The organism is Pseudomonas sp. OE 28.3 (assembly GCF_014268205.2).
GTDB classification, from domain to species: domain Bacteria; phylum Pseudomonadota; class Gammaproteobacteria; order Pseudomonadales; family Pseudomonadaceae; genus Aquipseudomonas; species Aquipseudomonas edaphica.
Map to the genome: position 1 here is coordinate 4,212,260 of NZ_CP077082.1, position 12,363 is coordinate 4,224,622.

8 protein-coding genes are annotated in these 12,363 nt (G+C 58.4%); 5 read left to right on the plus strand and 3 right to left on the minus strand.

What is annotated here, in order from left to right:
• The first annotated feature begins 31 nt into the window (after nt 1–31).
• Complete coding sequence (locus HU759_RS18845; RefSeq protein ID WP_177034493.1) at nt 32–1,093, plus strand: FUSC family protein; 1,062 nt, start codon at nt 32–34, stop codon at nt 1,091–1,093.
• Between the two features lie 63 nt (nt 1,094–1,156).
• Here HU759_RS18845 and HU759_RS18850 read toward each other — a convergent pair whose 3' ends face one another.
• The gene (locus HU759_RS18850; protein ID WP_186618291.1) at nt 1,157–4,834 is read right to left on the minus strand and encodes a hypothetical protein; all 3,678 of its coding nucleotides are present in this window, start codon (nt 4,832–4,834) and stop codon (nt 1,157–1,159) included.
• Between the two features lie 300 nt (nt 4,835–5,134).
• Nucleotides 5,135–5,887 carry a TetR/AcrR family transcriptional regulator gene (locus HU759_RS18855; RefSeq protein ID WP_170040700.1) on the minus strand — a complete coding sequence of 251 codons (753 nt, stop codon included), beginning with the start codon at nt 5,885–5,887 and terminating at the stop codon, nt 5,135–5,137.
• Between the two features lie 359 nt (nt 5,888–6,246).
• Between HU759_RS18855 and HU759_RS18860 the strand changes: the two genes are divergently transcribed.
• Genes HU759_RS18860 through HU759_RS18875 form a run of 4 tightly spaced genes read left to right on the plus strand, consistent with a single transcriptional unit; the run spans nt 6,247 to nt 10,861 of the window.
• Nucleotides 6,247–6,954 carry an ABC transporter ATP-binding protein gene (locus HU759_RS18860; protein ID WP_186618292.1) on the plus strand — a complete coding sequence of 236 codons (708 nt, stop codon included), beginning with the start codon at nt 6,247–6,249 and terminating at the stop codon, nt 6,952–6,954.
• Nucleotides 6,951–8,150, plus strand: a complete 1,200-nt coding sequence (locus HU759_RS18865) for an ABC transporter permease (RefSeq protein WP_186618293.1) — start codon at nt 6,951–6,953, stop codon at nt 8,148–8,150. Before HU759_RS18860 ends, HU759_RS18865 begins: the two co-directional genes overlap by 4 nt.
• Complete coding sequence (locus HU759_RS18870; RefSeq protein ID WP_138449192.1) at nt 8,143–9,624, plus strand: TolC family protein; 1,482 nt, start codon at nt 8,143–8,145, stop codon at nt 9,622–9,624. Before HU759_RS18865 ends, HU759_RS18870 begins: the two co-directional genes overlap by 8 nt.
• Nucleotides 9,614–10,861: an HlyD family efflux transporter periplasmic adaptor subunit gene (locus HU759_RS18875; protein ID WP_099550529.1), complete on the plus strand. Its 1,248-nt coding sequence runs from the start codon at nt 9,614–9,616 to the stop codon at nt 10,859–10,861. Before HU759_RS18870 ends, HU759_RS18875 begins: the two co-directional genes overlap by 11 nt.
• A 103-nt stretch (nt 10,862–10,964) precedes the next feature.
• Here the strand turns inward: HU759_RS18875 and HU759_RS18880 are convergent, their stop codons facing one another.
• Nucleotides 10,965–12,359: an FAD/NAD(P)-binding protein gene (locus HU759_RS18880; RefSeq protein ID WP_017137551.1), complete on the minus strand. Its 1,395-nt coding sequence runs from the start codon at nt 12,357–12,359 to the stop codon at nt 10,965–10,967.
• Nucleotides 12,360–12,363: the final 4 nt, after the last annotated feature.

The following is a 12,363-nucleotide window of genomic DNA, read 5'->3' on the forward strand; positions in this document are numbered from 1 at the left end:
CACCCTGCATAATGAGGCCACTTTAATACCGATGAACCTGCCCTTCTTCGCCCGGCGCCTGCTGCGCCCTTTGCTCGACCCCTACCGCCGCTACCGCCACGCCAAGCTGATCCACGCCGTGCGCGTGTCCATCGGCCTGCTGGCGACCATCCTGCTCACCACCGGCATCAACCTGCCCCACGGCGAGTGGGCCTCGGTGACCATGCTGATCGTGATCGGCGGCTTGCAGCACCACGGCAATATCGGCAAAAAAGCCGTGGAGCGCGCCTACGGCACCCTGATCGGTGCCAGCGTCGGCCTGCTGCTGGTGGTGCAACAGGCCTATTTCGGCATACCGCTGCTGACCTATCTGCTGATGTCGGTGGTGTGCGGGTTCTTTTCCTATCACGCCATCGGCAAAGGCGGTTACATCGCGCTGCTGTCGGCGATCACGGTGTTTATCGTCGCCGGCCACGGCGACAACCCGATCTCGGATGGCTTGTGGCGCACCGTCGATATCCTTATCGGCATCGTGTTGGCACTGGCGTTTTCCTTTGCCCTGCCGCTGTACGCGGTGTATTCGTGGCGCTACAACATGGCCAGCGCACTGCGCGACTGTGCGGCGATTTACAGCCGCATCATCAACGGCCAGTCAGTCACTGACGATGAACACTTCAAGCTGCTCAACCGCCTGAATGCCGCCATACTGCAACTGCGCTCGCTGATGCCTTCGGTGTCCAAGGAAGTGCGTATCTCGATGACCGAGTTGGATATGATTCAACGGCACCTGCGCATGTGCATCAGTACCCTGGAGATTCTTGGCAACACCCGGCCGGACCCGCGTGATGAGCAGGCAATGGCGCGGATGCAAGTGATGTTAAAGGCCGAGCACCGGCAGATTCGCGTGCAATTGGTGGGGATGGCGCGCGCACTGAAATCCGGGTTTACCGAGCGCCTGGAGCGGCCTGCGGTGCACGCAGCGGATGAAGCTGGGTTGGATGCACCGGTGCAAAGTGCATTGGATGGGTATCGGTTGTTGACGTTGCAACTGGTCGGCAATGTGGAGGCGATGCGGCAGTTGCTGGCGAAGACGGCAAGTCATTGGAGGATTTGAGTGGTGCAAAAAGGGACAGCCTACGGTTAGGTAGAGCTGTCCCGATTGTTCAGCGAGGAAAGATCATGTCAGGCGAGAAATGTAGGCCGAGTGAACGAAAAAATCGTTACCCCAGCCGCTATTCTGGTAATTGTGAAGGACAACCGCCTTTGTTCCGTTCGTCGAAACGCCAAAGTCTGCGGTAAACATGTACCAGGTATTTTTGGGCGGCACGATCGTACCCGACATCTGTACACCGCCTACGAATATCGCGAGTGAGGGATCCACATTGATCCCGCCCGATGGGGAATAATTAAAGATGTAGAATGAAACCCGATATCTATGGCCTATATAAAAATTTGAATTAGTCGTTACTACTACACCGGCATAATTCGATCGATCTGCATGCGTACGTATGTTCAAGCCTGATGCTTCAATACTGGCTCGATCTGCGTTATTACCTAACGCCCAAGGCCCTACTCCGTACATAAAACTAGTGGTCAGGGCGGCAAATGAATCAGACTTGACATACTGCGCCAACGGGAACACCAACGCTCGGGCTTTGTCCACACCGCCATTGAAGGCAACCCTCACCTCCAATTGAAACGTCGTACCATTAGGCAGTGCCGTCAGCGTGCCACGCAATACGGGCATATTGACAAAACCATTTTTTACTTCATCCACAGTGATGGTATGAGCGGGCACTATTTCCACCGACCTGCCACCACCAATAAGGTCAATCCATAGTGTTTGCCCTGCTTTACACAGTGGGAACGTGACCATGTCCGTTCGTGTATTGCCGGCAAAGGTATTCAAATCGATGGTGGTACCAGCAGCTTGATTATTGATCGTTGCCTTCGGAAGGTTAGCGGGCGCAATCGTAGTAACCGATACTGTCTGCACTTTCGACGGTATTGTTTCCCCACCCCTCACAAGAAAACACTGCAACTGAATCACACTGTTTACACTATTGTGCACCACTTGAGCCGGCGTCAGATCAAATACCAGCGTACCACCCGCAGTGCCTGGAAGGGTCTTTGAATACTTAGTGCCGTCCTGGAAAATCCAATCCAGCGTAACGCTGTCCTTCACGGTTCCATTCGGAATCTTAACCGTAACGCTGGTGCTCTTTTCAAGCGACAACGGATCTACCGTAATCTCCTGCGCGGTGCTTGAAACACCGTTAAGGGTTGGATAAGGCAACTCCATGGGCAGTTTCTGAATAATATAGTTTGTCACTGGAAACGGTGTTGCCGTTTGCAAGCTGGGGATTTTTGGAAAGCTCACAAAAAAACTGATGGTAAAAAGACTCCCCTCTTTGAGGGTATCCAAGCCCTCCGGGACCCGCATGGAAACGCCTTTTTGAAGTTCGCTCTCGGTAACCTTTTTGGTAGTAGCGATCTCCTTTTCATACACCCCACCATCCTCCAAGGTACCCGTGCCCTTGCACCATGTTATCTCACCTGCCAGCATGAAGTCCCACACAGGCACATTGATGCGAGCCCCTTCGGCTACTTGGTCAATCGGCAGCACTGTCGAGTGTTCAAACCCATCGATATAAGGGGTAGGCAGAACCTTGAGAGGCAGCAGCAGAATATTCAACGTCTCAAACGGATAACTCCTTTTCCCCTTATTCAAAACAGCTGTCACGGTAATATTGTTGCTATCAGGACGTAGACCTTTTGCGATCACATCGTACGGAATATCCACATCGACGAAACCAGTCTTAGGGTCTACAGATGCTTTTCCCTCAATTTGACTGACATCATACTTGCCAAACCATTGCCAGGAAACCACACCGCCTATTACCGGCGAATGACCGATACGCAGGGTCGCTCCCTGAGTGACCTTGCTCGGTTTGAGCGTTCCATTGACCTTATCAGCCTCAAGAATTTGAAGTGGTTGGAGTACTACTGGCGGACCAACGCTGATCTCATGTTGTTCCGAATACAGGAACGTAGACGGTGAGCCCGGGGTTTCCACGTTATAGTAGACTTTGAAACTACTATTATTATTTGCCTTTAGAAAATCCAGGGGTATACGTATGACCAGTTGCGTGAGGTTGACACCGGCTAGCGCCGCGCTGATAGAAATGGTGCCCGTGATAAAGTTTTGTGACGATGACGCTTCTCCAACAAAAGTATAATTCACCTTTTGCTTCTCGACCGTGCCGGTGTAGGTAATGAATGCCTCAATGTAGGTACCCGATACGTTAGCAAGGTCCACGTTACCATCCAACGCATCTGGAACATGCATTTTTTGCAACTCTGCAATAACGTCTCCAATCTCGACACTCAATGGCTCTGACCTGCGAATAGAGCCCGGGCGACTTTTACCGTCGTCGGTTTGGTAATAAAGCTTAAAAGGCCCTTTTTTATCAAAAACTTGCAATTTCGCCTTGGCAAGCTGTCGTATATCCCCCTGTGGGCCAGCTATCTCTATGAAGGGAACAAGTTGCGAGCCGCCCGTTGATGCATCACTGGCATAAATAATTTCCACATTCTGCTCGTCGTGAGGCGAGTAGTAAGGCATTTCTACAGACGCAGTTGTATCGCGAGGAATAACCCTTCCCCGACACGGAGGAAGTAGCTTAACCGGCGGCATTATTGTCGGCGTGCCCACCGCCCTGATCAAAATACTACCGGATGTACCGAGTTCCACCCCCGCAGGCGTTTTGTACTTGCACGACACCCGGAACTGCCCTCCCGCCAACTTGGCGACAATACTGTTGGGAATAGGGACTTCTATAGTCCTGCGCCCCGTAGCCTTAATTATCGGCAAAAATACCGTTTCCACGTTACCAAGTTTATCCCTCGTTTCCAGCGCCACATGGACCTCATTCGGTGACTTAAGTACTACATTTTTTATCACTAATGAGACTTCTACGCTGAGAGCAGACTGACTGTGTTCGTCCAGATCAAGTTGTAAGGCAACCTCACCGGCTACCAAAAATATCGGAGCATCCACAAGACTGGTATCAAGTTCACTGATATATTCCAAGGGCATGGAATACGTATATTTTCCTTCAGGTTTGTTTTGCACCACATCTTCAACTGTGAATGCGAACCCCACTGTACCCTTCTTCGACATCTTGAGCAGATCTGCCTCCTCGATAGGGATCCTGATCGGCTGAGTACTTTTTGCCTCTGCGGGACTCACAATGTGGGTCACCGGCCTCCCATCAACGGAAACTGTGATTATGTCGTTCGAACGAATATTCAAATACGGTTGAATCAGGCACGTCAGGCCACCGGCGGCAACCTCCGCATTAATGATCGAACCCGGGGCGAAATCTTCGATCCACATAATAAAACCACTGTGCCAGGGCTCCCAAGGCCTGCGATCATACCCCCCCGGAATTGTCAACTTGATGAGCATCGTTTGAATCGGTGAGCGACTTTCATTCCCACTACTGCGCACCACCCGACAGAAGTACGGGACGGCGTCGCCCTCTGCCAGCTTATTGGCTGGAACTTCAAAAATGTGATGGGGAAGACCATCTTTATCGATTTTTTCGATATCCTCAAGCGTGAACTCAGTTGACGCAATCGCCTCCCCCAAATTACCCACGCGCAGGCCGAGATAATTGCTAGCCACCAGGCCGGGCCAATAGGGAACTAAGAATAACCCGTAGGGATATAATGCGCGCCGGCCTGCTCCAATCTTGGACTTTTCAGGGTACTTAGCCTTGTTCGTATCTGTCAGATCGACGGTGAAACTATTAAGAAAAGGGGGGAGGAGGTCTTCTTCATAGGTCGCCATAGTTATCACCTTGCTGGATTAAGGCCGCGCAGGAATAGCGCGACGAGCAAGGTAAATAAGGCGCTTGGAGCAATCGGCAAATCTACTGTCAGAACTGACAGTGGCGACGAGTGGCTGGCGCGTAGGTAAAATCCGACAGACCACGCGACCAGCGTAAATCTGTCTACCCCAGCCATTTTCTTACATTTTTTTCACGATTTATTCACATCCGCAGCCGTAGGGTGAAGCCTCATCCGTTACAAACGCTGCACATCAAAACCCGCCGCCCCAGCGGGTTTTTTTTGTCTTGGATTTGGACTTTTAACGCGCGGCTTTGGTGGCAGGCGGTGCGGCTTGTTCACGAATGGCGCGCTGGGTGTCGAGCACTTTGGCCAGTGCGGTTTCCGCTTCGGGGCTTTGCTGCGGTACGCGAATTGCGGCCGAGACCAGGGTGATCAGCTTGGCCATGACCTCGGCATCCGTGGCCGGGCGGCCCAGGCTCATGGAGTTCATCAGCAGGCGCAGTTCAGTGCCGGCCATTACCCCGGAAATCGCCTTGAGGGCGAATTGCAGACGCACGCCCAGCTCATTGCGCGGCAGATCCGGCAGGGCCAGGGCGAAGGCTTCGAAGAAGCGCTGGAACACCGGCTGGTAATGCACCTTGAGGTATTCCTGGATAAACGGCGAGGTGTCGCTGTACACCCGGCCCAGGAAACGGATAAATGATCGCCCTTCCCCGCTGGCCGGATCACTGCGCTCCAGGCCCATGGCCGGGGCGAACAGCACGCCGAGCAAGGTGTCGCAGTCGAGCGGGCCATCGGCCTCGGCTTCGCAGCGCGCGAGCAGCTCCAGGCGCTGCTCGTTGAGCGGCTCCAGGCGTTGCATCAGCAGGGTTTTCATCAGGGAGTCCTTGTCCCCGAAGTGGTAGTTCACGGCGGCCAGGTTCACCTGGGCGCGCTCGGTAATCTGCCGGAGCAACACGGCGTCATAGCCGTATTTGATGAAAAGAGCCTCTGTCGCATCCAGCAGTCGAGTCTTGGTAACGTTTGGAGCGCTGAGTTTCTTCGCGACCATGAAAGGTTCCACGTGGGAAATATTGTTTTAAAAAATAATTTGATTTTTTATACCGGGGCAGCCCTTCGAAAGCAAGTAGTGACACTGCGCCATGCTACGAAAGGCCTGTATAAACAGGCCTGTCGAGGGTAGCCGAAGGGATTTTCAGGCGCCGCAGCCGAACGACCGGCAAATCGTCACAAGAGGTGAAACCGCTCTACATCCATGGCTGGCGAAGCGCGTTGATCGCGGTTACTATTCAAACAATATTTTAAAAACAAGAAATAAAACCAGTCCGTGGCGCGTATCAGGCAGTTCCCGAACTTGTTACAAGGCTTTGCCGGGGGCGTGGCGATAGCGTCGAGACTGCAGGCGTAGTCATGATGACAGATACCCCCGCGCACCCAGGCTTGATCTCCCTGCAAGGCATCGGCAAGAGCTATCAGCTCGCCGGGCAACACCTGTCGATTCTCAATGACGTGTGCCTGTCCATCGCCCCCGGCGACAGCTGCGGCATTCTCGGCGCCTCAGGCTCCGGCAAAAGTACCCTGCTCAATATTCTTGGCCTGCTGGACTTGCCCGACGGCGGCCAGTACCACTTTGCCGGCCACGATATCTTCAGCGCCACGCCGGATGAGCTGGCGGCGATCCGCAACCAGCAGATCGGCTTTGTGTTCCAGAGTTTCAACCTGCTGCCCCGCCTCAGTGCCCTGGACAACGTCGCCCTGCCCCTCAGTTACCGTGGCGTGTCGCGCCATGAGTCGGTGGAACAGGCGCTGCGCATGCTCGCGCAAGTCGGCCTGGCCGAGCGCGCCCACCACCGCCCGGCCGATCTTTCCGGTGGCCAGCGCCAACGCGTAGCGATCGCCCGCGCGCTGGTCGGCAAGCCGTCGGTGATCCTCGCCGACGAACCCACCGGCAACCTCGACAGCACCACGGCCCAGGAGATCATGGACCTGCTCCTGGCCCTGAACCGCGAGCAGCAGGTGACGCTGATTATCGTCACCCACGATGCACACATCGCCGAGCGCCTGGAGCGCAAGATCCTCGTGCGCAATGGCCTGGTGCATGAGGCTGGGCGCCTATGAGCCAGCGGGTCGAACAGAGCCTGAGCCAACTGCTGCATGAAGCCTTTGTGAGCCTGCGCACCCTGGGCAAACGTTCGATCCTGGCGTTGCTGGGCATCGTGATCGGCAGCTCATCGGTGGTGGCCCTGATCAATATCGGCCATAACGCGGCGGTGGACGCGGCGATGATTTTCAAGGACATGGGCACCGACACCCTGATCGCCCAGTTCCCGCCCAAAGGCAACAGCAATGCACCGATGCGCGCCAGCCTCGACCTGGACGCGGTGCGCCAGGCGGTGCCAGGCATTGCCCATATCGGCGCGCTCAGCCTGTTCAGCGGGCCGCTGGTGTTCCAAGGCCGCACGGCCAACGCCAACTTCGTCGGCAGCACCGCGGATATCAAGGACGCCATGCGCCTGGCCCTGCGCGAGGGGCGCTTTCTGTCCGCCTTCGACGCCAACGAAACCTACGGCGTGATCGGCGATCAAGTCGCCCAGGCCTTGGGCACGCCGGGCAACCCGCTGAAGCTGGGCGACCGTGTGCGTATCAACGATTACCTGTTCCTGGTGGTGGGCATATTGCACAACCAACCCCGGGCGATGCTGATGCCGGTGCAGGCCAACGAATCGCTGTTTATCCCCGCCGAAGGCATGCGGCGCATCTACCCGACGCCGCAGATCGGCAATGTGATCATCCGCGCCGCACCCGGCCAGGACATGGAGCGCATCGCCCGTGAGGCCGCAGTTGCCCTGAAAAGCCAGCTCACCGACCACGATGTCGACATTCAGGTGCCCCAGCAGATGATCGACGGCATGACCCGGCAAAGCCGCACGTTCGCCTACTTGCTGCTGGCGCTGGGCGCGATCTCCCTGGTCGGTGGCGGTGTCGGCGTGATGAACGTGATGCTGATGAATGTCTCGGAGCGCCGCCGCGAAATCGGGATCCGCATGGCCCTGGGCGCGCGCCAGCGTGACATCCGCAATCTGTTTTTGCTCGAAGCGGTCACGCTGACGGCGGTGGGTGCGCTGTGCGGTGCGGTGCTGGGCATGACGGCGGCCTGGCTCTATGCCTGGCTGTCGGGCTGGGAATTTGCCCTGGCCGCTGCCGCCCTGCCACTGGGCGTGGGCAGCACCTTGCTGGTAGGCTTGTTCTTTGGCATCTACCCGGCGGTCTCGGCCTCGCGGCTGCAGCCGGTGGAGGCCCTGCGCGATGAATAAATGGCTGTGGTTACTCGCCCTGGCAAGCCTGCCAGCCATGGCCGCCGATGTGGTGATCAACCCATCGGCGCCGAGCACCACCCGCAGTGGCTATGACCGCAGTGTGTCGCTCAATAACCAGGTCACGACGCTGACCCTGGGTGATGCGGTGTACCTGGGCCTGCGCAAAAACCCGGCGATCCGCAGCGCGTACCTGCAACGCGTGGCGCAAAAGTTCGACCTGCGGGTGGCCGAAGACACCTTCAACCCCAAGCTCTCCCTCAACAGTTACTACCGCCAAAGTCGCGGCTCGGCCGACAACGCTCGCAATGCCAACCTGGCACCGAGAGCGACCTTGCTCAGTGAGTACGGCACCCAGTTGAGCATGGCCTGGACCCAACAACTGAACAACGCCGACCGCGCCGGCCGCTACCGCAGCGACGGCCTCGACCTCACGCTGATCCAACCGCTGATGCGCGGCGGCGGCTGGGACGCGACCACCGCGCCGCTGCGCCTGTCGCGCCTGTCGGAGCAGGCCAACCGCCTGAACCTCAAGGCCACCGTGGCGCAGACCATCAGCCAGATCATCGCCACCTACCGCGAACTGCTGCGCGCCCAAGAGCAGTTGAGCATCGTCCAGGACGCACTCAAACGCTCCAACACCTTGCTGGACGTGAACAAGGCGCTGATCAGCGCGGGGCGCATGGCTGAGTTCGAAATCGTGCAGACCGAAGCCGATATCGCCACCCAGCAATTGGGCGTGGAAGAGGCCCAGAACCAACTCGACACCAGCCGCCTGGCCCTGCTGCGCCTGCTGGCGCTGGACCTGTCGACGCCGATCCGCGCCAGCGAAGCCCTGGAAGCCAAGCCGATGAACATCGACAAACGCCAGGCCTTCAGCCTGGCGCAGACCCAGCAGCCGGAGTACCTCGCCGCCCTGCTCGGCAGCCAACAGGCCGACCTCAACCTGGTGATCGCCAAAGACTCCGGGCGCTGGCAGGTGGACCTGGTGGCGGGCGCCAACCAGCTGCGCGATGCCTACAGCAACAATGACAGCGGCAACAACAATAACCGCACCTGGAACAGCTACGCCGGGGTGCAGGTGCAGATTCCCATCGGCGACATCAGCACCCGCCAGGCCGAGGTGCGCGCGCGGGTCAATGTAGAAGACCAGGAGATCCGTATCACCGATGCGCGCCAGGAACTGGAACGCAGTGTCAACGATGTGGTGCGCGACCTGGGCACGCGTTGGCGCCAATATGAAATTTCCCAGCGCGCCGTCGAGCTGTCGCGGCGCAAGATCGAAATCGAGCGGGAAAAACTCAGTGCCGGGCGCTCCACCAACTTCCAGGTGTTGAGTTACGAAACTGACCTGCGCAACGCCGAAAACGCGCGGCTCAATGCACTGATCGCTTATCTGAACGCCCAGACCCAGCTCGATTTGACCCTGGGCATGACGCTGGAAAGTTGGGAAATCGCCCTCAATGACTACTAATAAAAAATACCTGCTGGGTGCCGTGATCGTCGTGCTGTTGGCGGGCGCAGGCATTGCCCTGCGCAGCCCGGCTACCGATCAGCCGGCCGCAACCGAGCAATGGCTGGCAGTCAAGCCCGACCCGTTGGTGCACCAGATAGGCCTGGTGGGCAAGATCGAACCCGACACCACCATCACCCTCACCGCGCCGTTCGACGGCAATGTGCTGGTCAACCTGGTTGAACAAGGCCAACGCGTCGAGGCCGGCCAGGTACTGTTGCGCATGGACCCCTCCACCCTCGAAGTGCAACTGCGCGACGCGCTTTCCGCCCAGCTCAAGGCCCGACGCACCGTGCAAGAGATGCAAGACTGGGACAGCAGCCCCGCCGTCAGCCGCGCACGCCGCAGCCTGCGCACCGCAGAAATGACCGCCGGCAACACCCAGCGCAAACTCACCGAGAGTGAAAACCTGTTCAAGCGCGGCATCATCCCGCGCAACGAGCTGGACGATCTCAAGCAGCAGACCCAACAGCAACAACTGGACCTGGCCTCGGCCCGCAGCGAGCTGCAGCAGGCGCAAGATCAGGGCAAAGGCGAATACCGACAAATCGCCGAGATGGAGCTGACCAACGCCACGGTGAAATACGACGCCCTGCACAAGCTGCTCGACGGCCAAGAGGTCAAGGCGCCCTTCTCCGGCATCGTCGTGCCGGCGCCGGGCAGCAATAACTCCTCGCCAGGGGGAGCCAATAACAACGCACCGGTGCAGGCCGGCAGCAAGGTCAGCCAGGGGCAGGTGCTGTTCGGGCTGGCCAATATCGAACGGCTGAAAATTGTCGCCAAGGTGTCGGAACTGGACATCAACCAGTTGCATCAGGGCCAGGCCGTGGAAGTGATGGGTGATGGCTTTGACGGCGAGCGCCTGACCGGCTCCGTCAGCGTGGTCAGCGGCCTGGCGATTGCCAGCGATAGCCAGGGCAGCGCGCAGTTTCCGGTCACCTTGTCGATCCCCACGCTCACTGCGCAGCAATTGCAGCGGGTGCGGCTGGGGATGAGTGCGCGGTTGACCATCGTCACCTACAACAATGCGCAGGCGATTGTGGTGCCGAGCCAGGCGATCCAGCCGGACATGAGCGTGGAATATCGGGCCGCGATGGATAAGCCGGTTGAGCGGGTGAAAGTCACCACAGGACAGTCAACCGCCGAAGGTGTCGAGGTGTTTGGGCTCAAGCCAGGGTTTGTAAAAACATCAAAATAGCTGGAGATCCAAAGGTGGGAGCTGGCTTGCCTGCGATGGCGGACTGTCAGTTAGAACAGCTGTGCCTGACCCACCGCTATCGCAGGCAAGCCAGCTCCCACATTCATGCTGAGGTGAGTTTGGCGGCCAGGGCCTTGGCTTGAATCGCCACGTCGGTGACTGCCGTGCTCTCCCACCACATCCCCCGCAAGGGCGGGCCCATGGCAAACAGGCGTTGGCTGACCTGGCCTTGAGCATCCAGCACTGCACCTGATGTATCCGCCGCAATTCCCAACGCCAACGGCCCAGGCTTGATCAACCCACGTTTGAGCAACTGCTGCGGCAGCGGTTTGGCCACTCGCCGCCAGTCGTACTCAATACCGCTGGAGTTAATCAACGCAGCACCCGACACCTGGGTGACAGCTTGTTCGCCGCGCCGTCGCAGCTTGATCGTCACCCCGTTGTCCGACGCCACCAGCCCCTTGAACGACGCCGCCTGAATCCGCAGCCGTCCTTCTGCATGCAACCGCGCCACCAACTGCGCGCTCAATGGCGGCGAGCGATGGTGATGGCTCTCCCACCACGGCCTTACATGGCGCACGAACTGGCGTTTCTCGCGCTCACTGGCCTGGCTCCACAAGCGGCCGATATGCGCTCGCACCGTGTCCAGCGGCGCTTGCCAATCAATGCCCTGTTCCACCGCCAGTTGGCATTGGCGCCGCACCTCGCGCAGCAACTGTCGAGGGCTGCGCAGGTTGTGGTCGTCGGCGAGGAAGTCCACCCAGCTCGGCGGTTGCCGGCGTACGTGGGGCAGCAGGCCGTGGCGCGAAAATATCTCGATTGGCCCACGATGGCCGGCCTGTTCCAGGGACACCACGGCATCCACCATGGTCAACCCGGAACCGATGATCAGCACCGTCGACTGCGGCTCGATCTGGCGCATGGCCTTGACGTCCCACGGGTCCACTGCCGCTGCATTCAAGCCGCTGGATTCGGTCTGCGGCGTGCGTGCCGCCGGGAACATGCCAGTGGCCAATACGGCCTGAGCACCGCGCAATTGTTGGCCGTTATCCAGCGTCAGCCGAGTTGAGTCGGCATCCACTTGCAGGTCGACCACCTCGGCACGAATATGCTCGACCGTGGAAGCCGAGAGCGCCTTGGCCTCAGCCAGACGCTGTTGCGCATACACGCCAAAAATCCCGCGTGGCGGGAACAACTCACTGATGGGTACAGGCTGCTGATTCGACTCCGGCCAGCCCCCAGCACCGATGTAGTCGGTGAGCCATTGGGTCAAGTCATCGGGGTTGTCCGGGTCGACACTCATGCGCGCCGCATTGCCGTTCAGGGTGTGCCCCAGTTCGACGGCACTGTAGGCCTCGCCACGGCCAAGCTCCTCGCGTGGCTCAATCACCAGGATCTGCCGCTTGCCAGGCTGGCGCAGCAGTTGCACCGCCAGCATGGTGCCGCTCAAGCCGCCGCCGATGATCAGCACATCAGCGTTGCGGATGGATTCAGTCATGCAC